Origin of the sequence: Pseudomonas sp. Pseusp3, from assembly GCF_047304225.1 — a bacterium.
Classification (GTDB): Bacteria; Pseudomonadota; Gammaproteobacteria; order Pseudomonadales; family Pseudomonadaceae; genus Aquipseudomonas; species Aquipseudomonas fluorescens_CD.
This window is the reverse complement of record NZ_JBGLYV010000013.1, coordinates 62,306-86,459: the sequence shown is the minus strand read 5'-3', so window position 1 is coordinate 86,459 and position 24,154 is coordinate 62,306. Positions and strand designations below refer to the sequence as shown.

Sequence of the window (24,154 nt, the reverse complement as noted above, 5' to 3'; positions counted from 1 at the left end):
GAGCAAGCCCGCTCCCACATTTGGATTGCGTTCCCCTGTGGGAGCGGGCTTGCTCGCGAAGGGGCCGGGAAAGGCACCACAAAAATCTGCAGGCAAACAAAAAGGCCCCAAGGTTCGCACCTTGAGGCCTTTTGCATTTCAGCGATGGGTTACGCCGCTTTCGCTTCCGGCTGGCTCAGCGAGCGGTTCAGTGCGCTGAACAGGGCCTTGAAGCTGGCGGTGGTGATGTTTTCGTCGATGCCAACGCCATGCACCGCGCGTTCGCCGTTCACACGCAGTTCAATGTAGGCCGCGGCCTTGGCATTGGTGCCCGCGCCGATGGCGTGCTCGTTGTAGTCCATGATTTCCACCGGTACCGGCAAGCCGGCCACCAGCGCTTCCAGGGCGCCGTTGCCCTTGCCGCGCCAGTGCAGATTGGTTTCGCCCTGGCCTTTGCTGGCCACTTCCACTTCAACGGAGCTGTGGCCGTTTTCTTCCTGCAGGCGATGGCTGACCAGCGCGTACGGGGTGTTGGCCTGCAAGTACTCGCTGTGCAGCAATGCGTGGATTTGCTGGGCGGTCATTTCCAGGCCCAGACGGTCGGTTTCACGCTGCACGACCTGGCTGAACTCGATCTGCATGCGACGCGGCAGGCTGATGCCATATTCCTGTTCCAGCAGGTAGGCGATACCACCCTTGCCCGACTGGCTGTTGACGCGGATGACCGCCTCGTAGCTGCGGCCGATGTCGGCCGGGTCGATTGGCAGGTACGGTACTTCCCACAGTGCGTCCGGTTTCTGCTGGGCAAAGCCCTTGCGGATCGCATCCTGGTGCGAGCCGGAGAACGCGGTGTGCACGAGGTCGCCGACGTATGGGTGACGCGGGTGCACCTGGATCTGGTTGCACTCTTCGACGACTTTGCGCACGCCGTCGATGTCGGAGAAGTCCAGTTCAGGGTCAAGGCCCTGGGTGTACATGTTCAGGGCCACGGTCACCAGATCGACGTTACCGGTGCGCTCGCCGTTACCGAACAGGCAGCCTTCGACACGGTCGGCGCCGGCCATCAGGCCCAGCTCGGTGGCGGCAACGCCGGTGCCACGGTCGTTGTGGGTGTGCAGGCTGATGATCACGCTGTCACGACGGTTGATGTGACGGCCAAACCATTCGATCTGGTCGGCATAGATGTTCGGGGTCGCGCATTCGACGGTGGCCGGCAGATTGAGGATCATCTTGTGCTCGGGCGTCGGGTTCCACACTTCGATCACCGCGTCGCAGACTTCCTTGGCGAATTCAAGCTCGGTGGCGCTGAAGGTTTCCGGCGAGTACTCGAAAGTCCACTCGGTTTCCGGTTGCTGGGCGGCATATTTGACGAACAGCTTGGCCGCGCTCACGGCGATTTCCTTGATCCCGTCCTTGTCCTGGTTGAAGACAATGCGGCGGAAGGAAGGGGAGGTCGCGTTGTACAGGTGAACGATGGCTTTCTTCGCGCCGCGCAGGGATTCGAAGGTGCGCGCGATCAGGTCTTCACGGCCCTGGGTCAGCACCTGGATGGTGGTGTCATCCGGGATGTGGCCACCTTCGATCAGGGTGCGCACGAAGTCGAAGTCGGTTTGCGAGGCGGCCGGGAACGACGCTTCGATTTCCTTCACGCCGACCTGCACGAGGGTTTTCCAGAAGCGCAGCTTCTTGACGGCGTCCATCGGTTCGATCAGCGACTGGTTGCCGTCGCGCAGGTCGGAACTGCACCAGATCGGCGCGGCAGTGATGGTTTTCGATGGCCAGGTGCGATCCGGAATGTCGATGGTCGGGAACGCGCGGTATTTCGAAGACGGGTCTTTGAGCATGCTCATCAGGAAATCCTTATTGTGTGGGCCGAAAAAAGGCGGCCTGCCGGTGGATCAAAAGTTCTTGGCGTAACGCTTGGGACGAGGCACCACGATTCAGCCCGGCAGTCGTGCGCTGACGAGGCACAGGCTGCGGTGCTGGCGGAGCTGAATGAGGGTGTGAGAGGTTTTCATGCCTTCAACCCTAACCGCGGGGGTGAAGGTTGGCAAGCAGTCGAAAAAAATTGAGAGGAATACTCGTGAACGAGTGTTTATCGAGATTTTATTGCTGTGATTGGCAGTGATTGTTTTGTTGTTTGCGCGAGGTTTGAGCTGTGCGCAATTGTGTAAAGCAGGATTTCGGGGGGCGGGGTTGGGGGCAGCCTTGGGTTTTTCTGGTGACTGCAATGCCGTCTTCGCGAGCAAGCCCGCTCCCACAGGTTTTTTGCAGTGAACACAAATGTTGTGAACACCGCCGGACACTGTGGGAGCGGGCTTGCCCACGAAGAGGCCATCAGCCTCGCCAAGGATTCAAGGCTGGAATGCGCCAATAAAGATGGCCGGATCCACCCGCGCGTCGTTCAGGCTGATGTTCCAGTGCATGTGCGGTCCGGTCGCGCGGCCGGTTGCACCGACTTTCCCGACCACCGCGCCCCGAGCCAGTTGTTGCCCCACCTTCACGTCGATTTTCGACATGTGGCAGAACATGCTGATAAAGCCCTGACCGTGGTCGACGAACACCGTGTTGCCGTTGAAGAAATAGTTGCCGATCAGGATCACTTGGCCGCCCGCCGGGGTCTTGATCGGTGTGCCAGCCGGCACGGCGAAGTCCAGGCCAGCGTGGGGGTTGCGCTCTTCACCATTGAAAAAGCGACGCACGCCGAATTTGCTCGACAGCGGCCCGTTCACCGGTTTGTCCAGCAGCAGGTTACTCGGGGTGTTGGGGCTGAACGTGCGGTAAGCGGCAATCTGCTCGGCCAGTTCACGCTCGATACGCTTGAGATTTTCCGGGTCTGGATTGACCTGCTGGGTGTTCTTCAGAGTGATGCGCTGTTCCGGGTATTTCTTGTTGCCAACCGTGAAATCCAGATTACGACCGCCGCTGCTGACCGATTGAGTCCCCGGCTTGACCGTCAGCGGCACGCCGACGATGGCCAGCCAGTTGTTCTGTTCTTTCACGACCAGGACGGGTTTGCCTTGATAAGTGGCTTTTGGCACCTGGGCAGACGTGCCCAGGTCCACCACCGCAACGCCGCCCGGTACCGGTTTGTTCAGCAGCCGGGTGATGTAGCTGTCGGCGTGGGCGTTGACGGTCAGGCACAGCAATAGCAATGGAGCCAGGAAACGCGGCATGGATCAATCCAGTAAAGAAAGGGTGACAGGTGTCAGGTGATTGTCTTCGACCCGCACTTGCAGTTCGCCTTCGCCCAGCTTGGCCTTCAGGCGCTGGCCGGTATGGGTTTGTGCGGCGCTGCGGATCGCGTTGCCGCGCTCGTCCAGCAAAATGCTGTAACCACGGCCGAGCGTTGCCAACGGGCTGACCACATGCAGTGTCTGCATCTGGCTGTGCAATTGCAGGCGACGACTTTTCAGCCCTTCGCGGATGGCGCGCGGCAGGCGTTCGGCCAGGCTGTCGAGACGCTGGCGAAGCAGTGCCAGTTGCCGGCCCGGATGTTGTGCGGCCAAACGGGTTTCCAGGCGGATCAAGCGTTCGCGACGGGTGTTGAGGCTGCGCTCGAACGCGCGGCGCATGCGCATGTCCAGGTCATCCAGGCGTTGCGCTTGCTGGCGCAGGCGCTCGCCGGGATGCCGCAGGCGCCGGGAAATGCCTTCCAGGCGTAGTCGATCGCGCATCAAGCGGTCACGCATGCGCATCACCAACCGTCGGTGCAGGCTTTCGACTCGGCGCACCAGATCGCTGGAGTCCGGGGCCAGCAATTCGGCGGCAGCGGAAGGGGTGGGCGCGCGAACGTCGGCCACGAAGTCGCTGATCGACACGTCGGTTTCATGGCCGACGGCGCTGACAATTGGCGTCACGCAAGCATCTACGGCGCGGGCCACGGCTTCTTCGTTGAAGCACCAGAGGTCTTCCAGCGAACCACCGCCGCGGGCCAGGATCAGTGCGTCGAAGCCGCGGGCATCCGCCAGTTTCAGGGCGCGGACAATTTGCGCGGTGGCTTCGCGGCCCTGTACGGCGGTGGGGATCAGCGTCAACTGCACCTGGGGTGCGCGACGGCGGAACACGCTGATGATGTCGCGGATCACCGCCCCGGTGGGCGAACTGATGATGCCGATGCGTTGCGGGTGCGCCGGCAGCGGGACCTTGCGCTCGGCACTGAACAGGCCTTCGGCGCTGAGCTTTTCCTTGAGTGCATCGAAGGCCAGGCGCAAGGCGCCATCGCCGGCCGGCTCGACGGTGTCGAGGATCAGTTGATAATCGCCGCGCCCTTCGAACAACGAGACTTTGCCGCGCACCTTGACCGCGAGCCCGTCCTTCAATGCCTGGCGAACCCGTGCCGCGTTCTGCCGGAACAGCGCACAACGGACCTGGGCGCCGCTGTCCTTTAGGGTGAAGTACACATGGCCGGAAGCCGGGCGGGCGAGGTTGGAGATTTCGCCTTCGACCCAGATGTTGCTGAACACGTCTTCGAGCAACACCCGCGCACGGCCGTTGAGCTGGCTGACGGTCAGGACTTCGCGGTCCAGGCCGAGTCTTGCAAAGGGATCTTTAATCATGGGGCGCAGTTTAAAGGCATTCTTCAAGTGAATGCACGACCCCTATATCACCAAATGCTCGAGGAACTGTTGAACCAGTGCCGTCGGGTGTTTGCGGTACGCCAGAGCGACGCTGCTATGACTGCCGGGATCTGCCAAAGGCAGGAAATGAACGTCGGGTGGCGCAATGTCCTGCATCGATTCCGGCAAGAGGGCTATACCAAATCCCGCTTGGATCAGTTGCAGTTGCGTGGTTTTACGCGACATTACCCGAGCTGCTTTGGGAAAGAAGCCCTGGCGCATGCACAACTCGGCAGACAGGTAGCTAAGACCGCCTCGCTGGGGATGCGGGATGGAAATAAACGCTTCGTCGCGTAGCTGCCCCAGGTTGATTTGCTGCCCGGATTTGTCCCTGGCCAGCCAGTGATCGGGCGGGACTGCCACCAGTAAAGGTTCGTCGTAGAGCGGGTCGATCTGCACCTCTTCACACTGACGGAGCACTGGCAGGCGCAATAGGCCGATGTCCAGTCGGCCGTCTGCCAACTCTTGCAGCTGCGCCTCGGAAGACAACTGAGCGATGTCCATGGACACGCCGGGATGATGTTCGAGATAACGGTCGACGCTGCGCAGCAGTCGGCCGCTCATGGGTACAGTGCTGGAATGGCTCAAACGTAAGGTGCCGTGTTGACCATTGCCGATCCTGGTGGCCATGTCGCTGGCCTTGATCAGCTCGCTCAACAGGTTTTTGGCGCGGGGTAAAAAAGCCTCGCCCGCTGGTGTGAGTTGGGGCCGCCGCGCAGTACGTTCGAAAAGTGGGGTTTGCAGGTGGACTTCCATGTCCTTGATTTGCCGGCTCAGGGCCGACTGGGCGATGAACAGACGCTCGGCTGCGGCGCCGAAACTGCCGCATTCAGCGATTTCAACGAAGTAACGCAGTTGCCGGATTGAAAGCACAAGGCATGCCTTTTTGAGATGGGTCAGTGACTTTGATGATATTAGTCGCAACGCTCAGCGATGGCTAAAGTCAGCGAACTTAAATAGAGGAGCGCTGCAATGAGCGCATTGACGTTGTTGAGCCAATGGCCTTTCGGCGTAGTGGATTGGCTGGTGATTGGCTTTGGCATTGCCCTGGCCTACATCGTGTTCGGCATCGCCGGTTTCGGCACCGCGCTGGTGGCGGGGCCGATTCTGATTCTGTTCATGCCGCTGTCGAAGATCGTGCCGTTGCTGGTGTTGCTCGATTTTGTCGCGGCATTCGGCAATCTGCTGCCGTCGCGGCGCGATGTGGCGAGGCCGGAGCTGTTGCGGTTGCTGCCTTGCATGGCGGTGGGGTGCACGCTGGGGGTGATTTTCCTGCTGAACCTCAAGTCCGACCTGTTGTTGCTGTTAATGGGGCTGTTTATCAGCGCCTATGCGATCTACAGCCTGTGGGTCAAAACCCGGCCGACGCAGTTGTCCGCGGTGTGGGCACTGCCAATGGGGACGGTGGGCGGAATGTTTGGCGCCTTGTTTGGCAGCGGCGGCTTTCTCTATGCGATCTACTTGAACAGCCGTTTGCCCAAGGAGGCGGCCCGGGCCACCCAGAGTGCATTGATCAGTTGCAGTACGGTGGTGCGTTTGAGTCTGTTTGTTATCGCCGGTGTGTATGCCGATCTGCCGTTGCTGGTGCTGGCGGTTTGTCTGTTGCCGGCCATGGCGCTGGGGCTGTGGGTCGGTCGGCGGCTGACCATGCGCTTGTCCCGCGAGGCGTTCGTGCGGCTGGTGACGTGGCTGGTGCTGGTGAGCGGGATCGCATTGATCGGGCGCTACCTGAGCACCTGAATGTTCGGTGCAGACCTGTAGGAGCGAGCTTGCTCGCGATGGACGTGAGGGCGACGCGTTTTATCAGGAAACACGCGTTATCGTTAGCGCCCATCGCGAGCAAGCTCGCTCCTAAATACAACCGGCCTCTCAATCGTTGTACTGGCTCAACAACCGCTCCAGCCGTGCACTGAGGCGGCGTTTGATTTCGGTCTCGATGTGCGGGGCGAAATCGTCGATCACGTCTTGCATGATCAACTGCGCGGCGGCGCGCAGTTCGCTGTCCAGGTGCAGCAAGTCATCCGGCTTCTTGCTGGCGGCAGGTTCAACGGTGGGGGCAGGGGGTGTCGGTACCACGGGCGGCGAAGGCTCGCTCACGGCGTCGAACAACATGGGGATCTGTTCCTGATCGCCATCCTCGACCGTGTCGGTCAGCAGGGGCGGTTGCAGGTTGTCATCGCCGAGCAATTGGCGGATCGACTCGAGGTCGTCCAGCAGGTGCGCGGACTGTTGCAGCGGTTTTGGAGTGTCCATTGGAAGGCTCAGAGTCGCTGTAAACGGTGATCTTGCAGAGGATAGCCCTGTTCGCGGTAGAAACGGAAACTCTCCCGCGCGGCCTGGCGAATCGTCGGGTCTTCCACCACCACTTCCGCCACGCGGGCGAAACGCTGGGCGAAGGCCGGGACTTTCAGGTCGAGGTTGACCAGCAAATCCTGATGCTGACCGCAATCGTCACCAAGGCCCAGGACAATCAAGCCATCCGGTTCGCTTTCGGCGGGGCCGTGGGGCACGAAGCTTTCACCCTTGAACGTCCAGAGGCGTGCGTCGAGATCGTCACGCTGGGCAGCGTCGCTGCAATGCAGGTAGACACGGTGGCCCATGCGCCAGGCTTTTTCGGTGAGCTTGCAGGCGAAATCCAGGCGTGCCGAAGGATCGGCGCTGGGCAGGATATAGAAGTCGACTTTGGTCATTGCAGTTCCTGAGCCTTGAGCAGCGCCACCTGAAAGTAGCGCCACCCAAGGTCATCGGTTTCAGGCCTTGGCGCGGTCCAGCAGGTATTGGGTCAATAGCGGAACCGGACGGCCAGTGGCGCCCTTGTCCTTGCCGCCGCTGGTCCATGCGGTGCCGGCGATGTCCAGGTGCGCCCAGTTCAGGTTCTTGGTGAAGCGCGACAGGAAGCAGGCCGCGGTGATGGTGCCGGCTTTCGGGCCGCCGATGTTGGCGATGTCGGCGAACGGGCTGTCCAGCTGTTCCTGGTACTCATCGAACAGCGGCAGTTGCCAGGCGCGGTCGTCGGCAGCCTTGCCGGCGCTCAGCAGTTGGCCGATCAGTTCGTCGTTGTTGCCCAGCAGGCCCGACGTGTGGGAACCCAGGGCGACTACGCAGGCGCCGGTCAGGGTCGCGATGTCGATGACCGCTTGCGGCTTGAAGCGCTCGGAGTAGGTCAGTGCGTCGCACAGCACCAGACGGCCTTCGGCGTCGGTGTTGAGGATTTCCACGGTCTGGCCGCTCATGGTGGTGACGATGTCGCCCGGGCGCGAAGCGTTGCCGCTTGGCATGTTCTCGGCGCAGGCCAGGATGCACACCAGGTTGATCGGCAGCTTCAGTTCCAGCACGGCACGCAGGGTGCCGAACACGCTGGCGGCGCCGCCCATGTCGTACTTCATTTCATCCATGCCGGCGCCCGGCTTGAGGCTGATGCCGCCGGTGTCGAAGGTGATGCCTTTGCCGACCAGCGCATACGGCTTCTCGGATTTCTTGCCGCCGTTGTATTGCATGACGATCAGGCGTGGTGGCTGGGCGCTGCCCTGGCCCACGGCGTAGAACGAGCCCATACCCAGGGCCTTGATCTTCTTCTCGTCGAGGACTTCGACCTTCAGGTCCTTGAATTCTTTGCCCAGGTCTTTGGCCTGTTCACCGAGGAAGGTCGGGTGGCAGATGTTTGGCGGCAGGTTGCCCAGGTTGCGGGTAAAGGCCATGCCGTTGGCGATGGCGGTGGCGTGGGTTACGGCGCGCTGCACTTCAGCCTGAGCTGCCTTGATGGTCAGCAGGGTGATTTTCTTCAGGGAGCGGGGTTCGGCTTTCTGGCTCTTGAACTGATCGAAGGTGTACTCGCCGTCCACCAGGGTCTCGGCCAGCAGGCGAGTCTTGCCATAGCTGTCGCGACCTTTGACGACCAGTTCATCCAGGGCCAGCACCGCATCGCTGCCACCCAGGCCTTTCACTGTGTTGAGGATGCCGGCGATGATTTTGCGGAACGGGCGGTCACCCAGCTCGTCGTCCTTGCCAACGCCCACCAGCAGTACACGCTCGGCCTTGAGGTTCGGCAGGCTGTGCAGCAACAGGCTCTGGCCAACCTTGCCGGCCAGATCGCCGCGCTTGAGCACTGCGCTGATCGCGCCGCCGCTCAATTCATCGAGTTGTTTGGCAACTGCACCGAGCTTGCGATCTTCGCCAACGGAAACCACCAGCGTGGCGGTCTTCAACGTTTCCGGGTTGACGCTTTTTACAACCAGTTCCATGTCCGGGTCCCTGAATTGATGGTTAGCACGCAAGCGTCCGACAGTGGTCTGCGTCGCTTGCTTATAAAATGGAAGGCGCCAATACCGATCGGCGACGAAGGCCGCAGTTTGAACCTCGCCAGCGGCGCCTGACAACCCTCGGCTGCACGATTGTAGGAGCAGCCGGTCGACGCTCGATTGCTCGCGAAGAACCTGAGACCGCCGCGGGGTTTCAGGCTCCCCACGTTATCGTTGACGACCTTCGCGAGCGAGCTCGCTCCTACAGGCGTTTCCATGCATTGCGCAGTGACAGGCGCACCCAATCACAGGATAATGCGCCATCTTTTTTTCGGTGGCCCTGTCTTGCGGGCCGTCCGATACGTTTGCTTGTTTGGCCGCCTTAGCCTGACAACCCTGGAGTGTCTGGTTTGATCGTCTTCCGTTATCTATCCCGCGAAGTCCTGTTGACCTTGAGCGCGGTCAGTGCCGTGCTGCTGGTCATCATCATGAGCGGTCGCTTCATCAAATACCTCGCCCAGGCGGCCTCGGGCCTGCTGGATCCGGGTTCGCTGTTCCTGATCATGGGCTTTCGACTGCCGGGCTTCCTCCAGCTGATCCTGCCGCTGGGGCTGTTTCTCGGGATCCTGTTGTCCTACGGGCGCCTGTACCTCGAAAGCGAAATGACCGTACTCTCGGCCACCGGCATGAGCCAGCAACGACTGGTCTGGATGACAATGTTTCCGGCCACCCTGGTCGCACTCATCGTGGCGTGGTTGAGCCTGAGCCTTGCGCCACAAGGGGCCAACCAGTTTCAGTTGCTGCTGAACAAGCAGGATGCCCTGACCGAATTCGACACCCTGGAGCCAGGGCGCTTCCAGGCCCTGCGCGACGGTACCCGGGTCACCTACACCGAACGCATGTCGGATGACCGGGTCAATCTGGGCGGTGTGTTCATCTCGCAAAAGAACATCAGTTCCAACAACAAGGATCGCGGAATTTCTGTCCTGGTGGCGGAAAAGGGGCGTCAGGAAATTCGTCCGGACGGCAACCGCTATCTGATCCTGGATAATGGCTATCGCTATGACGGCAGTCCGGGGCAGGCCGACTACCGGGCGATCAAGTACGACGAGTATGGTGTGTTGCTGCCAAAACCCGACGTCAGCGACGAAGTCACCGACCGTGATGCGATGCCGACCAGCACCTTGATCGGCAGTGAAGACATTCGCCTGCGCGCCGAATTGCAATGGCGGATGTCGCTGCCGTTGCTGGTGTTCATCGTGACCTTGATGGCGGTGCCGCTGTCGCGGGTCAACCCGCGTCAGGGCCGATTCCTCAAATTACTGCCGGCGATTCTTCTTTATATGGCTTACCTGACCATTCTGATTGCCGCCCGCGGTGCCCTCGACAAGGGCAAGATCCCCGCGGCGCTGGGCTTGTGGTGGGTGCACGGAATTTTCCTGGCCATTGGTCTGGGCTTGCTCTATTGGGAGCCCTTGCGTTTGAAACGGGCGAGTCGCCGCAGTGCACTGGAGGTGGCCCGTGGTTAAGCTGGATCGCTACATTGGTAGCAGTGTGTTGATAGCGATTCTGGCGGTGCTCGGGATCATTCTCGGTCTGGCGACACTGTTTGCCTTCATCGATGAGATGAGTGAGGTCACCGATACCTACACGCTGGTCGACGTTCTGAGTTATGTGACGCTGACTGCGCCGCGCCGGATGTACGAAATGCTGCCGATGGCCGCGCTGATCGGTTGCCTGATCGGTCTGGGCAGCCTGGCCAGCAACAGTGAGCTGACCATCATGCGCGCCGCCGGTGTGTCGATCGGCCGGATTGTCTGGGCGGTCATGAAACCGATGCTGGTATTGATGCTGGCTGGCCTGCTGGTCGGGGAGTACATCGCTCCGCCTGCCGAAACCGCCGCGCAAGCCAATCGCTCGCTGGCCCAGGGCAGTGGCGATGCACAAAGCGCCAAGCACGGCCTGTGGCACCGCCAGGGCGATGAGTTCATTCACGTCAACTCGGTACAGCCCAACGGCATCCTGTACGGTGTGACCCGTTATCGTTTCGATAACGAGCGGCACATGCTGTCGGCGAGCTTCGCCAAGCGTGCCGAGTTCGACACGGATCACTGGCAGCTGACGGACGTCACGACCACGCTGTTCCACGAGCGCAGCACTGAAGTGGTGTCGACCCCGGTCGAGCGTTGGGCCGTGGCCTTGAGTCCGCAATTGCTCAGCACGGTGGTCATGGTGCCGGAGTCATTGTCGATCAGCGGTCTGTGGGGTTATATCCACTACCTGGCGGACCAGGGGTTGAACAACAGCCGCTATTGGCTGGCATTTTGGGTCAAGGTGTTGCAGCCGCTGGTGACTGCCGCCCTGGTGTTGATGGCGATTTCCTTCATCTTCGGCCCGCTGCGCTCGGTGACCCTGGGCCAGCGCGTGTTTACCGGCGTGCTGGTGGGCTTCACCTTCCGCATCGTTCAGGATCTGCTGGGACCTTCGAGCCAGGTGTTTGGCTTCCCACCGTTGCTTTCGGTACTGGTACCGGCGGGTGTTTGCGCCGTGGCGGGGCTCTGGCTGTTACGTCGAGCAGGCTGATGGCGGGCATTTTCCGACCGCTTTGACCATAAGAAACGCCCTTGTCGCAAGACCGGGGCGTTTTTGTAAGTGCCGTCTGACCTGCGAACGTGACGCTTGCGCCGTGGATCAGGTACAATTCCCGGCTATTTTTCGGCGGGCTATGCCTGCAGCCTTTTTGAGTGTTGATCCGTGAGTGATTTGAGTCATATCCGCAATTTCTCCATCATCGCCCACATTGACCATGGCAAGTCGACGCTGGCCGATCGCTTCATCCAGATGTGCGGCGGCCTTGCCGAGCGCGAAATGGAAGCCCAGGTCCTGGACTCCATGGACCTTGAGCGTGAACGCGGGATCACCATCAAGGCGCACAGCGTCACCCTGTATTACAAGGCTCGCGATGGCATCAATTACCAGCTGAACTTCATTGATACCCCCGGCCACGTTGACTTCACCTATGAGGTGAGCCGTTCGCTGGCTGCCTGTGAAGGCGCGCTGCTGGTGGTCGATGCCGGTCAGGGTGTTGAAGCGCAGTCGGTTGCCAACTGCTACACGGCGATCGAACAGGGCCTGGAAGTGATGCCGGTGCTGAACAAGATCGACCTGCCACAGGCCGATCCGGAGCGCGTCAAGGAAGAAATCGAAAAAATCATCGGCATCGATGCCACCGATGCGGTCACTTGCTCTGCCAAGACCGGCCTGGGCGTCGATGAAGTGCTCGAGCGCCTGGTGACCACCATCCCGGCGCCGACCGGCAACATCGAAGATCCGCTGCAAGCGTTGATCATCGACTCCTGGTTCGACAACTACCTGGGCGTTGTCTCCCTGGTTCGCGTTCGCCACGGCCGCGTGAAGAAGGGCGACAAGATCCTGGTCAAATCCACCGGCAAGATCCACCTGGTGGACAGCGTCGGTGTATTCAACCCGAAACACACCCCTACCGCCGACCTGAAGGCCGGTGAAGTGGGCTTCATCATCGCCAGCATCAAGGATATTCACGGTGCGCCAGTGGGCGACACCCTGACTTTGAGCTCGACGCCGGACGTCGACGTGCTGCCGGGGTTCAAGCGCATCCAGCCGCAGGTTTACGCCGGCCTGTTCCCGGTCAGCTCCGACGACTTCGAAGACTTCCGCGAGGCGCTGCAAAAGCTCACCCTCAACGATTCGTCGTTGCAATACACACCGGAAAGCTCCGACGCACTGGGCTTCGGCTTCCGTTGCGGCTTCCTCGGCATGCTGCACATGGAAATCATCCAGGAGCGCCTCGAGCGCGAGTACAACCTGGACCTGATCACCACGGCGCCGACGGTAATCTTCGAGCTGCTGCTCAAGACCGGCGAGACGATCTACGTCGATAACCCGTCCAAGCTGCCGGACCTGTCTGCCATCGAAGACATGCGCGAGCCGATCGTGCGCGCCAATATTCTTGTGCCGCAAGAGCACCTGGGTAACGTCATTACCCTGTGCATCGAAAAACGTGGTGTGCAGGTCGACATGCTGTTCCTCGGCTCCCAGGTACAAGTGACCTATGACCTGCCGATGAACGAAGTGGTTCTGGACTTCTTCGACCGCCTGAAATCCACTAGTCGCGGCTATGCTTCTCTGGACTACCATTTCGATCGTTACCAATCGGCCAGCCTGGTGAAACTGGACGTGCTGATCAACGGTGACAAGGTCGACGCCCTGGCGCTGATCGTGCACCGTGACAATTCGCACTACAAAGGTCGCCAGTTGACCGAGAAGATGAAGGATCTGATTCCGCGGCAGATGTTCGACGTGGCAATCCAGGCCGCCATTGGCGGGCAGATTGTGGCGCGGACAACCGTCAAGGCGCTCAGAAAGAACGTATTGGCCAAATGCTACGGCGGTGACGTCAGCCGTAAGAAAAAGCTGCTGGAAAAGCAAAAGGCCGGTAAGAAACGCATGAAGCAAGTCGGCAACGTGGAAATTCCACAGGAAGCCTTCCTTGCAGTGCTCAGGTTGGATAGTTAGGTCCTATGTCACTAAATTTCCCGCTGTTGCTGGTCATCGCCGTGTTCGTCTGCGGCCTGTTGGCGTTGCTCGATCTGTTGATCCTGGCCCCGCGTCGGCGTGCGGCCATCGCCTCCTATCAGGGCAGCGTCAGCCAGCCTGACATGGTCGTGGTCGAGAAGCTGAACAAAGAGCCGCTGCTGGTTGAATACGGCAAGTCGTTCTTCCCGGTGTTGTTCATCGTGCTGGTGCTGCGTTCGTTCCTGGTGGAACCGTTCCAGATTCCTTCCGGTTCGATGAAGCCAACCCTGGATGTCGGCGACTTCATTCTGGTGAGCAAGTTTTCCTACGGGATCCGCTTGCCGGTGATCGACAGGAAAGTCATCGAAGTCGGTGATCCGCAGCGCGGCGATGTCATGGTGTTCCGTTACCCGAGCGATCCGAACGTCAACTACATCAAGCGTGTGGTTGGTTTGCCGGGCGACACGGTTCGCTACACCGCCGACAAGCGTCTGTTCGTCAACGGTCAATCGATTGCCGAACAACTGGTCGGCTCCGAGCCGGGCACGCTGGGCAGCGCTGAGCTCTACAAGGAAAAACTCGGTGCGGCCGAGCACATGATCCGCAAGGAAATGAGTCGCTACCGCGCAATGCCGGACCATTCGTGGACCGTGCCGGCCGGGCACTACTTCATGATGGGCGACAACCGCGACAACTCGAACGACAGTCGCTACTGGGATGATCCGAGCATTCCCAAGGATCTGCTGGGCATGGTTCCCGACAAGAATATCGTCGGCAAGGCTTTTGCGGTCTGGATGAGCTGGCCGGAACCCAAACTCAGTCACCTGCCGAATTTCTCGCGGGTTGGCCTGATCAAGTAATCAATCACGGCGCTGTTGAACACAGCGCCGAATGCATTTCTGGAACCGACAGAAAGCATGAAACCAATGATATTCAGGACGTTATTTTTGAACACAGCGTTAATTGTCCCAAGCCTGCGCCGCCTCACGGCGATGGCAGTACAATCGAGCCACGAACTCAGCGTGGGTAAACCGTGAGCGTCTCCTTAAGCCGTCTAGAGCGTCAGCTCGGCTACACCTTCAAGGATCAGGAACTGATGGTCCTGGCCCTGACTCACCGCAGTTTTGCCGGGCGTAACAACGAACGCCTGGAATTCCTCGGTGACGCCATCCTCAACTTCGTCGCCGGCGAGGCGTTGTTCGAGCGCTTCCCGCTGGCTCGTGAAGGCCAGTTGTCGCGTTTGCGCGCGCGCCTGGTGAAAGGTGAGACCCTGGCCGTACTGGCCCGTGGTTTCGATCTGGGCGAATACCTGCGCTTGGGTTCCGGCGAGCTGAAAAGCGGCGGCTTTCGTCGAGAGTCGATTCTGGCCGATGCCCTGGAAGCGCTGATCGGTGCGATCTACCTCGATGCTGGCATGGAAGTGGCCCGTGAGCGTGTGCTCGCCTGGCTGGCCGGAGAGTTCGAAGGCCTGACGCTGGTCGACACCAACAAAGATCCAAAGACCCGCCTGCAAGAGTTCCTGCAGTCCCGTGGTTGTGAGCTGCCGCGTTACGAAGTGGTGGATATCCAGGGTGAACCGCATTGCCGGACGTTCTTCGTCGAATGCGAAATCATCTTACTGAATGAAAAAAGCCGAGGTCAGGGTGTGAGCCGTCGTATTGCCGAACAGGTAGCGGCCGCCGCAGCACTGATTGCCCTGGGTGTGGAGAATGGCAATGACTGATACAAACGCAACTCGCTGTGGCTATGTTGCCATCGTCGGCCGTCCGAACGTGGGCAAGTCCACGTTGCTGAACCACATCCTGGGTCAGAAGCTGGCGATCACCTCGCGCAAACCGCAAACCACCCGTCACAACATGCTCGGTATCAAGACCGAGGGCGATGTACAGGCGATCTACGTCGACACCCCCGGTATGCACAAGGGTGGCGAAAAGGCCCTGAACCGCTACATGAACAAGACCGCTTCGGCGGCGTTGAAAGACGTCGACGTGGTGATCTTCGTGGTCGACCGCACCAAGTGGACCGACGAAGACCAGATGGTTCTCGAGCGCGTCCAGTACGTGACCGGCCCGCTGATCGTCGCGCTGAACAAGACCGACCGCATCGAAGACAAGGCCGAGCTGATGCCGCACCTGTCCTGGTTGCAGGAACAGCTGCCGAATGCGCAGATCATGCCGATTTCGGCGCAGCACGGGCACAACCTCGATGCGCTGGAGCGGGTGATTGCCGAGCACCTGCCGGAAAACGATCACTTCTTCCCGGAAGACCAGATCACCGACCGCAGCAGCCGTTTCCTCGCCGCCGAGCTGGTGCGCGAGAAAATCATGCGCCAGATGGGCGCTGAGCTGCCGTACCAGATCACCGTTGAAATCGAAGAGTTCAAGCAGCAGGGCAAGACCTTGCACATCCATGCCTTGATCCTCGTCGAACGCGATGGCCAGAAGAAAATCATCATTGGCGACAAGGGCGAGCGCATCAAGCGCATCGGCACCGAAGCTCGCAAGGACATGGAGCTGCTGTTCGACTCCAAGATCATGCTCAACCTCTGGGTCAAGGTTAAGGGCGGCTGGTCCGATGACGAGCGTGCTCTGCGTTCGTTGGGTTATGGCGACCTGTAAATCGTCTGGCAGCACATGGATCTACTGTGGGAGCGGGCTTGCTCGCGAAGAGGATGTAACATTCAGCATTAATGTTGGCTGTTGCACCGCTTTCGCGAGCAAGCCCGCTCCCACATTAGTTTGGGGTTGTCTGTAAAACCGCGATTCTTCATTGAGAGTTCCATGTCCCAAACCCCTCCCATCGGCCAACCCGCCTACGTCCTGCACTCCCGCGCCTACCGCGAAAACAGCGCGCTGGTGGATTTCCTCACGCCGCAAGGTCGGTTGCGGGCGGTGTTGCGCAGTGCGCGGGGCAAGGCCGGGACGCTTGCGCGGCCGTTCGTGCCGCTGGAAGTGGAGTTTCGGGGCAGGGGAGAGCTGAAGAATGTCGGGCGCATGGAAAGTGCTGGCGTTTCCACCTGGCTGAATGGCGAGGCACTGTTCAGTGGCCTTTATCTCAATGAGTTGCTGATTCGCCTGCTGCCCGCCGAAGACCCGCACCCCGCCGTGTTCGATCACTACGCCGCGACCTTGCTGGCCTTGGCCGAAGGTCGTGCACTGGAACCGTTGCTGCGTTCCTTCGAATGGCGCCTGCTCGATGATCTGGGCTACGGTTTTTCCCTGACCAGCGATATTCACGATCAACCCATTGCCCCGGATGGTCTCTATCGCTTGCAAGTGGATGCAGGGCTGGAGCGGGTTTATCTTTTGCAGCCAGGGTTGTTCAACGGAGTAGAGCTGCTGGCCATGGCCGAAGCCGACTGGTCCGCACCCGGTGCGTTGTCTGCCGCCAAGCGTTTGATGCGCCAGGCATTGGCCGTTCATTTGGGTGGTCGCCCGCTGGTCAGTCGCGAGCTGTTTCGCAAGCCGTAGTCTCCCCGTATGCTGTGCACCGAACTTTCTCTTCTTCTGGAGCGCTTCCGTGACCACCAGCACCCGTATTCTTCTTGGCGTGAACATCGACCACGTTGCCACCCTGCGTCAGGCCCGGGGCACCCGTTACCCGGACCCGGTCAAGGCGGCACTGGACGCGGAAGAGGCGGGCGCTGACGGCATCACCGTGCACCTGCGCGAGGACCGTCGGCACATTCAGGAGCGCGACGTTCTGCTGCTCAAGGACGTGCTGCAAACCCGCATGAACTTCGAAATGGGCGTCACCGAAGAAATGATGCAGTTCGCCGAGCGCATCCGCCCGGCGCACATTTGCCTGGTACCGGAAACCCGTCAGGAGCTGACCACCGAAGGCGGCCTGGACGTGGCAGGGCAGGAAGCGCGGATCAAGGCGGCGGTCGAGCGTCTGTCGAAGATCGGCTCCGAAGTGTCGCTGTTCATCGATGCCGATGAGCGCCAGATCGAAGCCTCGCGCCGTGTCGGCGCGCCAGCCATCGAACTGCACACCGGGCGTTATGCCGATGCCGAGACGCCGACCGAAGTCGCTGAAGAACTCAAGCGTGTGGCCGATGGCGTGGCCTTCGGCCTGGCCCAGGGCCTGATCGTCAATGCCGGCCATGGCCTGCACTATCACAACGTCGAAGCCGTGGCGGCGATCAAGGGCATCAACGAGCTGAACATCGGACACGCGCTGGTGGCCCATGCGCTGTTCGTTGGGTTCAAATCGGCTGTTTCGGAAATGAAGGCGCTGATTCTGGCGGCTGCCACAAAAGCCTAAGCCGAACACAAAAAACAATGTGGGAGCGGGCTTGCTCGCGAAAGCGGATTGCCAGTCACACCAATTCTGAATGTGCCGACGCTTTCGCGAGCAAGCCCGCTCCCACAGTGGATCGTGGACTCACCGACAATTGTGATGGACACAAAACCTGTAGGAGCGAGCCTGCTCGCGAAAAACGTCCAGACGACGCGTTCATTCAGACAGCCCGCGTTATCGTTGACGTCCATCGCGAGCAAGCTCGCTCCTACAGTGGTTTGACGGTGCCTGTGGTTACTCGCCGTCCCAGTAATCCACCCCATCGGCCTGGCGGGCCACCGCCACAAAACCCGAGGCATTACCTTCGGCATCCACCTTGAAGTCGTCCATCACAGCGTATTTGCCGGAATCGGGGTATTCACAGATCTCCGGTGATTGCTGGGTGCTGACGGCCAGGTAGCGCAACTCGCCGTTGCTGGTGTTGATGATCTGGTGCGCCTTTTCAGGCCCGCCCGGTGGGCAGGCGATCACATCACCGGCGCGGATTGGAAAACGTTCCGATCCCAGGCGGACTTGCCCTTGCCCGGCCACGACATAGAACATTTCCTCATTGACCCGATGACTGTGAAACGGGCTGCCGCGCATGCCTGGCTCCAGCACATACAAGCGATAACCAAGCTTTTGCGCCCCCAGTTGCTGGCCGACACGGGCCAGGCGCTGTTGATAGCGACCGGCGGTTTCACCCGTCGGCGCAAACGCTTCGGGCAACGGTTCAAGCTCGACCGAATCCAGATTGAGAATGGGCGGATGCATGGACACCTCCTAGCTGCGGGCGAACGCGACTGCCTTGTGGAATTGCTCTTCTGTCGGCCGTACGCCGGTATAGAGCACAAATTGCTCCAGTGCCTGGATCGCGATCACTTCCAGGCCGGTGATGACCCGCTTGCCTTCGGCACGAGCACGCACGATCAACGGCGTTTCCGAGGGAATCGCCACCACATCGAACACAGTTTCCGCTTTTTCGATCACATCAGCTTCAAAGGCCAGTTGATCGGCCTCCGGTCCTCCCGTCATGCCGATCGGGGTGACGTTGACCAGCATCTGCGGGCGACGATTGCCCAGCTCGGCTTGCCACTCATACCCCAACGACTGCGCCAGCGCCCGCCCGGCGCGCTCGTTGCGGGCCACGATCAGGCCGTGTTCATACCCGCCATCGCGCAAGGCGCTCGCCACGGCCTTGGCCATGCCGCCGCTGCCGCGCAAGGCAAAGGTCGAGTCCTTGGGCACCTGGTGCTTTTCCAGCAACTGGGCAACGGCGATGTAATCGGTGTTGTAGGCCTTGAGATGGCCGTCGGTGTTGACGATGGTGTTGATCGATTGAATGGCGGCGGCAGACGCGTCGAGTTCATCGACCAGGGCAATGCTGGCTTCCTTGAACGGCATCGACACGCCACAGCCACGAATCCGCAGGGCGCGAATGCCGGCAACGGCACCCGGCAGGTCCTGACTGGCAAAGGCCTTGTAGTAAAAATTCAGACCCAGCTGTTCATACAGATGATTATGAAAACGCAGACCAAAGTTCCCGGGACGCCCTGAAAGGGACATGCACAGCTGGGTGTCTTTGTTGGGGTTCATCTGCATGGGGAAGCTCCTTCAAATGCACTTTTCGGATGGACGGGATTAGCCCGCCATCGGGTTCTGATCGATCATATAAGCCTGTGCGCACGGGCTTGAACGGGTCGGTAAGAAAGTCGGTACAGACCTTACACAAAATTTACCCAACGGCCGTGCTGTTTTTCAGAAAAACGCTGTCTTAGAAGTATCCCCGCGACAATCCTTGGGTCTATTGCAGACACAAGCGCCGGGCTGAAGAACCGAGGAACTATCATGATCCGTAAAGTCCCCACAGTAGCCTTGCTGATCGGCGCCCTCGCTATCGCAGGACAGGCGCAAGCCCATGGTGGCGGTAATTACTGGCAAGGCCCGGCGGTGTTTGGCGCGATCGTCGGTACTGCCATTGTCGGCTCGGCCCTGATCAACGCGAACCGACCGGTCTATGTCGCACCGCAACCGGTCTACTACCAGCCCGCGCCGGCCTATTACGCACCACCGCCTCCGGTTTACTACCAGCCGGCTCCGGTCTACGTGCAACAACCGATCTACTACCGTCCGGCGCCGGTTTACTACGGACCACCCCATGGTTACTACTACGGTCCGCCACGCGGCTACTACGGACACGGTCGCTGGTAACGGGCTCACCCGGCCCCGCTGAAACAGCGGGGCTTTTTTATGCCCGTTTGTCGGTGCAGGTCTGGAAAAATCTCGCCAAGGTCGCTATCGGGACAGTGCGCGTGGTGGAAATTGGCAAGATGGACTGACCCGTTTTCTGCCGCGCAGCGCAAAACGGTCATATTTTTGTCATGACAGTTCCGCAAGCTCGGGGCTGTCCGTCGATAACAGGTTGATAACAACAAGGACGACCACATGCCAACGCAAAACCCGCACCGCATCGTCGGTCTGTGCACCTCCAGCAAGGTCTACAACGCACTGACCGAACTCAAGCACCTGGAAGGTCATCGCAGCGCCAAGTTTCTCTCGCTGTTGACGCAAAACCTGGTGCGCAAGGGCCTGCTCAACGAGCAGGAAGTGGTTCATATGCTCGATCAGGTGGTCAACTGACCGACCAACGGTCGTTTGCCCCCGCTGGCATCAATGACCACTATCGAAAGCGTTGATTACCCCTCAAGGCACCCGGACCTTAAAGTAACTCCACAGATTGATGGAGGTACTTGTCATGTCCCAGGTTCAAATCATGTCCGTTATCGGCAGCGCCGTCCCCCCACAGCTCAGAGAGATGGGCATGCTCGCCTGCTGGTATCTGGTGCAGGATGGCGTGCAGATCAGCGGTCCGCTCACTTCGCTGCCCGCCGCCCAGGCGCTGTCGCAACGCATCGGTACCGCGCAGTCGGGCAGGTTCAGCGCCTAAGGCAGCTGCACCCGCGGTTTGGTTTCGATGAAAATGGCCCAGCTCGACATGAACAGGGCCGCGATCAACGGCCCGATGACAAAGCCGTTCAAGCCGAAAACCGCCAGGCCGCCGAGGGTCGAGATCAGGATCATGTAGTCCGGCATCCTGGTGTCCTTGCCCACCAGCAACGGCCTGAGCAGGTTATCCACCAGCCCGATCACGAAGGTCCCGAACAGCCCCAGCACCACGCCCTGCCAGATCGCCCCGGTGAGCAGGAAAAACACCGCCACCGGCGCCCAGACTATTCCCGCCCCCACCGCCGGCAGTAGCGACAAAAACGCCATCAACACCGCCCAGAGCAACACACTGGGAATGTCCAGAAACCAGAAAATCAGACCGCCCAGCACGCCTTGCGTGATGGCCACCAGCAGGTTGCCCTTCACCGTGGCCCGCACCACACGATTGAACTTGAGCTGCAAACGGCGTTTCTGCTGTTCCTGCAACGGCACCGCCATGCGTACCTTGCGCGCCAGTTCCGCACCGTCACGCAGGAAGAAGAACAGCAAGTACAGCATGATGAAGAAACTGACGATGAACTCGAACGTGCCCTGGCCGAAACTGAACGCCTGGGAGGCCAGCACCTGCCCGCCGGTCATCGCGCTTTTGACGATTTTCTCTCGCAGCCCATTCAACTCGCCCATGCCGAAGCGATCCAGCAGGTGCTGGAAATACGGCGGCAGGCTGTGCTTGAACTGCGCCACGTACCCGGCAATGTCGAGCTCGCCGCTCTCGACGCTTTTGTAGAGTGTCGCGCCCTCCTGAACCAGCAAGGCGCTGGTGATGATCACCGGCAGAATCGCAATCACCAGGCAAATGCTCAATGTGCACAGCGACGTGAGGTTGCGTTGCCAGCCGAACTTCAATTGCAGCCGACGCTGCAGTGGCGCAAAGACGATGCCGAGGATCACCGCCCAGAACACCGCGCCGTAGAACGGCAGCAGGATCCAGATGAAGGCCGCGCTGACCAGCACCAGCAAAACCGTCAGCGATTTGTCCTGCAGGGTCGTTTCGTTCATGTCCGTTCCGTGCCAGCGGGGACGAAAAACTTCCGCCCTGATGTTTAGTCCGCTGCAGCTCGCGCGAGTGCCATCGGTTTGTTGATCTGGTATGGATCCAGGTCAATAAAACCCCGGCACAAGGCATTTACCCTACGCGGCTTTTGCGATCGACTCCGCCATGAACCTCACCGCACCAGAACTGCTCGCCCCCGCCGGCACCCTGAAAAACATGCGTTACGCCTTCGCCTACGGCGCCGATGCCGTGTACGCCGGCCAGCCGCGCTACAGCCTGCGGGTGCGCAACAACGAATTCGACCACGCCAACCTGGCCCTTGGCATTCGCGAAGCGCAGGCTCAGGGCAAGCGCTTCTACGTGGTGGTGAACATCGCGCCGCACAACGCCAAGCTCAAGACCTTCCTCAAGGACCTTGAACCGGTGATCGCGATGGCCCCGGATGCGCTGATCATGTCCGACCCCGGCCTGATCATGCTGGTGCGCCGGCACTATCGGCAGATGCCGATCCACCTTTCGGTGCAAGCCAATACCGTGAACTGGGCAAGTGTCGAGTTCTGGCAGCAGCAAGGCTTGAGCCGGATCATCCTGTCGCGGGAGCTGTCACTGGAGGAAATCGCCGAGATTCGCCAGCAAGTACCCGCCATGGAACTGGAAGTATTCGTGCACGGCGCGTTGTGCATGGCCTATTCCGGGCGCTGCCTGCTGTCAGGCTACATGAACCGGCGCGATGCCAATCAAGGCACCTGCACCAACGCCTGTCGCTGGAAATACACGGCGCAGCCGGCCACGGAAAACCAGCTCGGCGAGATCGTCCGGACATTCGAACCCGAACCGACCCTGGGCATCGGCGCACCCACCGATCAGGTGTTCCTGTTGCAGGAAGCCAATCGTCCCGGGGAACAGATGCCCGCCTTCGAAGATGAGCACGGCACTTACATCATGAACGCCAAGGACCTGCGCGCCGTGCAGCACGTCGAACGCCTGACGCACATGGGCGTGCACTCCCTGAAAATCGAAGGCCGGACCAAATCCCACTTCTATTGCGCACGCACCACCCAGGTTTATCGCCGGGCCATCGACGACGCGGCGGCGGGCCGGGCCTTCGATCGCAGCCTGATGACCGACCTGGAATCCCTCGCCCAGCGCGGCTACACCGAAGGTTTTCTGCGTCGGCATGTGCATGACGAGTACCAGAACTACCAGAACGGCAGCTCAGTGTCGGAGCGGCAACAGTTTGTCGGTGAATTGACCGGCGAGCGGCGAGATCGCCTGGCCGAAGTCAAGGTGAAGAACCGCTTCGGCCTGGGCGACCACATGGAACTGATGACGCCCAAGGGCAACTTCCACTTCGATCTGCATCTGTTGCAAAACGCCAGGGGTGAAGCGATCGACGTTGCACCGGGCGACGGGCACACCGTTTACCTGCCGATACCGGATGCGGTGGATCTGAGTTTTGGCCTGCTAATGCGAGATATCAACATGCCGTAACCCCTGTGGGAGCGGGCTTGCTCGCTCCCACAGATTCTGCGTTACGCGAACTCCTCGCGGAGCATCGCCACAAACGCCTCACGCGCCGGGTGAACCCCGGCGTTTTCGTGCCAGTAAAACAGGTTGTCGACGGCGGTCAGTTCGGGGAACTCAAACCCCGCGCACCCCGCGCCTTTGGCGTATTGGTCAAAGATCCCCTTGGGCACCAGTGCCACGCCAGCCCCGGCGCTGACACAACCGACAATCGCGCCATAACTGGCCAGGCTGACAATCGGCAGCGCCTGCCCCTGGCGCAGTAACCAATGCTCCAGCGCCGCCCGGTACGGACAGCCCTGGGGCCACATGAACACGGTCTGGCCCTGCAAATCGCTGATGTCCCGCAGCGGCCCCAGGGATGTCGAGGCGATCAGCAGCAAGTCTTCGCGGTACATCGGCGTGCGCTTGAGGTGCGAACGCTCGACATCCACCGCCACGATTGCACCGTCGAGTTTGTGATTGAGCGTGTCGTCGAGCAACTGCCCCCAGGAGCCGGTGGTCAGTTCCAGCGCTACCTGCGGGAAACGCTTGTGGAATTTCGCCAGCAGACGCGGCAAACGCCCGGTGGCCGACGACTCGATGGCCCCGATGCGCAACGGCCCGGAGGGTTCGGCCGACGGGTCGACCGCGCGTTTGGCCTCGGCGGTGAGGGCGAGAATTTTCGAGGCGTAGGCCAGGAAGGTCTGCCCCGACGGGCTGATGCGCAGCCCTCGCCCTTCGCGCAGAAACAGCGCGACACCCAGTTCGGCCTCAAGAGCCTTGATCCGTGCCGTGATGTTCGACGGCACGCAATGCAGCACCTCCGCTGCACGGGCGATGCTGCCGACCTCGGCCACGGTCTTGAACATGCGAATCTGTGCCAGCTCCATACATCACCAAAAGTGAACGGTTAGCGCAGTATAAGTCAGTTGTGGCGAACGATGCGCTTTCTGATACTCGGTGCATCCGCCCACAGG

General features: G+C 60.4%; 24 protein-coding genes. 13 read left to right on the top strand and 11 right to left on the bottom strand.

All coding sequences use genetic code 11. The features are described 5' to 3' along the window. Window positions 1–149: 149 nt before the first annotated feature. The 4 genes from leuA to ACCD00_RS07020 all read right to left on the bottom strand — a co-directional run bounded on the left by leuA (window position 150) and on the right by ACCD00_RS07020 (window position 5,471). Window positions 150–1,829: a 2-isopropylmalate synthase gene (leuA, locus tag ACCD00_RS07035; RefSeq protein ID WP_413423123.1), complete on the bottom strand. Its 1,680-nt coding sequence runs from the start codon at window positions 1,827–1,829 to the stop codon at window positions 150–152. Window positions 1,830–2,333: 504 nt separating this feature from the next. Then, window positions 2,334–3,155, bottom strand: coding sequence for a peptidoglycan DD-metalloendopeptidase family protein (locus ACCD00_RS07030; protein ID WP_413423121.1), 822 nt, complete (start codon window positions 3,153–3,155; stop codon window positions 2,334–2,336). A 3-nt stretch (window positions 3,156–3,158) separates the two neighbouring features. Further along, a complete protein-coding gene (gene xseA / locus ACCD00_RS07025; RefSeq protein ID WP_413423119.1) occupies window positions 3,159–4,538 on the bottom strand; it encodes an exodeoxyribonuclease VII large subunit in 1,380 nt (459 codons plus the stop codon). A 42-nt stretch (window positions 4,539–4,580) separates the two neighbouring features. Next, on the bottom strand, window positions 4,581–5,471 hold the full coding sequence (locus tag ACCD00_RS07020; protein ID WP_413423117.1) for a LysR family transcriptional regulator: 891 nt from the start codon (window positions 5,469–5,471) through the stop codon (window positions 4,581–4,583). A 99-nt stretch (window positions 5,472–5,570) separates the two neighbouring features. Between ACCD00_RS07020 and ACCD00_RS07015 the strand changes: the two genes are divergently transcribed. Next, entirely contained in the window at window positions 5,571–6,338 is a 768-nt protein-coding gene (locus tag ACCD00_RS07015) for a sulfite exporter TauE/SafE family protein (RefSeq protein ID WP_413423115.1), read from the top strand. Between the two features lie 129 nt (window positions 6,339–6,467). Here ACCD00_RS07015 and ACCD00_RS07010 read toward each other — a convergent pair whose 3' ends face one another. Genes ACCD00_RS07010 through ACCD00_RS07000 form a run of 3 tightly spaced genes read right to left on the bottom strand, consistent with a single transcriptional unit; the run spans window position 6,468 to window position 8,839 of the window. Continuing rightward, on the bottom strand, window positions 6,468–6,851 hold the full coding sequence (locus ACCD00_RS07010; protein ID WP_413423113.1) for a DNA polymerase III subunit chi: 384 nt from the start codon (window positions 6,849–6,851) through the stop codon (window positions 6,468–6,470). 8 nt (window positions 6,852–6,859) lie between these two features. Beyond that, window positions 6,860–7,288, bottom strand: coding sequence for a DNA polymerase III subunit chi (locus tag ACCD00_RS07005; protein WP_008020283.1), 429 nt, complete (start codon window positions 7,286–7,288; stop codon window positions 6,860–6,862). Window positions 7,289–7,348: 60 nt separating this feature from the next. Further along, window positions 7,349–8,839 carry a leucyl aminopeptidase gene (locus ACCD00_RS07000; protein ID WP_413423111.1) on the bottom strand — a complete coding sequence of 497 codons (1,491 nt, stop codon included), beginning with the start codon at window positions 8,837–8,839 and terminating at the stop codon, window positions 7,349–7,351. A gap of 407 nt (window positions 8,840–9,246) precedes the next feature. Here ACCD00_RS07000 and lptF point away from each other — a divergent pair, with 407 nt between their 5' ends. The 8 genes from lptF to pdxJ all read left to right on the top strand — a co-directional run bounded on the left by lptF (window position 9,247) and on the right by pdxJ (window position 17,656). Beyond that, entirely contained in the window at window positions 9,247–10,365 is a 1,119-nt protein-coding gene (lptF, locus tag ACCD00_RS06995; protein WP_413423109.1) for an LPS export ABC transporter permease LptF, read from the top strand. Beyond that, window positions 10,358–11,419: an LPS export ABC transporter permease LptG gene (gene lptG / locus ACCD00_RS06990; protein WP_413423107.1), complete on the top strand. Its 1,062-nt coding sequence runs from the start codon at window positions 10,358–10,360 to the stop codon at window positions 11,417–11,419. Before lptF ends, lptG begins: the two co-directional genes overlap by 8 nt. A gap of 171 nt (window positions 11,420–11,590) precedes the next feature. Next, a complete protein-coding gene (gene lepA, locus ACCD00_RS06985; RefSeq protein ID WP_322615950.1) occupies window positions 11,591–13,390 on the top strand; it encodes a translation elongation factor 4 in 1,800 nt (599 codons plus the stop codon). 5 nt (window positions 13,391–13,395) lie between these two features. Continuing rightward, a complete protein-coding gene (gene lepB / locus ACCD00_RS06980) occupies window positions 13,396–14,250 on the top strand; it encodes a signal peptidase I (RefSeq protein ID WP_413423105.1) in 855 nt (284 codons plus the stop codon). Window positions 14,251–14,423: 173 nt separating this feature from the next. Continuing rightward, entirely contained in the window at window positions 14,424–15,113 is a 690-nt protein-coding gene (gene rnc, locus ACCD00_RS06975) for a ribonuclease III (protein ID WP_007973960.1), read from the top strand. Next, complete coding sequence (era, locus tag ACCD00_RS06970) at window positions 15,106–16,008, top strand: GTPase Era (RefSeq protein WP_008020290.1); 903 nt, start codon at window positions 15,106–15,108, stop codon at window positions 16,006–16,008. Before rnc ends, era begins: the two co-directional genes overlap by 8 nt. Before the next feature lie 162 nt (window positions 16,009–16,170). Continuing rightward, window positions 16,171–16,860: a DNA repair protein RecO gene (gene recO / locus ACCD00_RS06965; RefSeq protein ID WP_413423102.1), complete on the top strand. Its 690-nt coding sequence runs from the start codon at window positions 16,171–16,173 to the stop codon at window positions 16,858–16,860. A gap of 49 nt (window positions 16,861–16,909) precedes the next feature. After that, complete coding sequence (pdxJ, locus tag ACCD00_RS06960; RefSeq protein ID WP_413423100.1) at window positions 16,910–17,656, top strand: pyridoxine 5'-phosphate synthase; 747 nt, start codon at window positions 16,910–16,912, stop codon at window positions 17,654–17,656. Between the two features lie 270 nt (window positions 17,657–17,926). Here pdxJ and ACCD00_RS06955 read toward each other — a convergent pair whose 3' ends face one another. Beyond that, window positions 17,927–18,445 (bottom strand): cupin domain-containing protein, encoded by a 519-nt coding sequence (locus tag ACCD00_RS06955; protein WP_413423098.1) that lies wholly within the window; start codon window positions 18,443–18,445, stop codon window positions 17,927–17,929. Between the two features lie 9 nt (window positions 18,446–18,454). Beyond that, on the bottom strand, window positions 18,455–19,273 hold the full coding sequence (locus ACCD00_RS06950) for a shikimate 5-dehydrogenase (protein ID WP_413423096.1): 819 nt from the start codon (window positions 19,271–19,273) through the stop codon (window positions 18,455–18,457). A gap of 246 nt (window positions 19,274–19,519) precedes the next feature. Between ACCD00_RS06950 and ACCD00_RS06945 the strand changes: the two genes are divergently transcribed. The 3 genes from ACCD00_RS06945 to ACCD00_RS06935 all read left to right on the top strand — a co-directional run bounded on the left by ACCD00_RS06945 (window position 19,520) and on the right by ACCD00_RS06935 (window position 20,618). Next, window positions 19,520–19,882, top strand: coding sequence for a hypothetical protein (locus ACCD00_RS06945; protein WP_413423094.1), 363 nt, complete (start codon window positions 19,520–19,522; stop codon window positions 19,880–19,882). 234 nt (window positions 19,883–20,116) lie between these two features. Continuing rightward, a complete protein-coding gene (locus tag ACCD00_RS06940; RefSeq protein WP_085718913.1) occupies window positions 20,117–20,311 on the top strand; it encodes a hypothetical protein in 195 nt (64 codons plus the stop codon). A 115-nt stretch (window positions 20,312–20,426) separates the two neighbouring features. Continuing rightward, window positions 20,427–20,618, top strand: coding sequence for a hypothetical protein (locus ACCD00_RS06935; protein ID WP_413423092.1), 192 nt, complete (start codon window positions 20,427–20,429; stop codon window positions 20,616–20,618). On the opposite strand, the gene ACCD00_RS06930 is transcribed toward ACCD00_RS06935, so the two are convergent. Continuing rightward, window positions 20,615–21,676: an AI-2E family transporter gene (locus ACCD00_RS06930; RefSeq protein ID WP_413423090.1), complete on the bottom strand. Its 1,062-nt coding sequence runs from the start codon at window positions 21,674–21,676 to the stop codon at window positions 20,615–20,617. The two genes, ACCD00_RS06935 and ACCD00_RS06930, sit on opposite strands and share 4 nt — an antisense overlap. Before the next feature lie 160 nt (window positions 21,677–21,836). On the opposite strand from ACCD00_RS06930, the gene yegQ reads away from it, so the two are divergent. Then, window positions 21,837–23,162 (top strand): tRNA 5-hydroxyuridine modification protein YegQ, encoded by a 1,326-nt coding sequence (yegQ, locus tag ACCD00_RS06925; RefSeq protein ID WP_413423088.1) that lies wholly within the window; start codon window positions 21,837–21,839, stop codon window positions 23,160–23,162. Window positions 23,163–23,203: 41 nt separating this feature from the next. Here the strand turns inward: yegQ and ACCD00_RS06920 are convergent, their stop codons facing one another. Next, complete coding sequence (locus ACCD00_RS06920) at window positions 23,204–24,067, bottom strand: LysR family transcriptional regulator (protein WP_413423086.1); 864 nt, start codon at window positions 24,065–24,067, stop codon at window positions 23,204–23,206. Window positions 24,068–24,154: the final 87 nt, after the last annotated feature.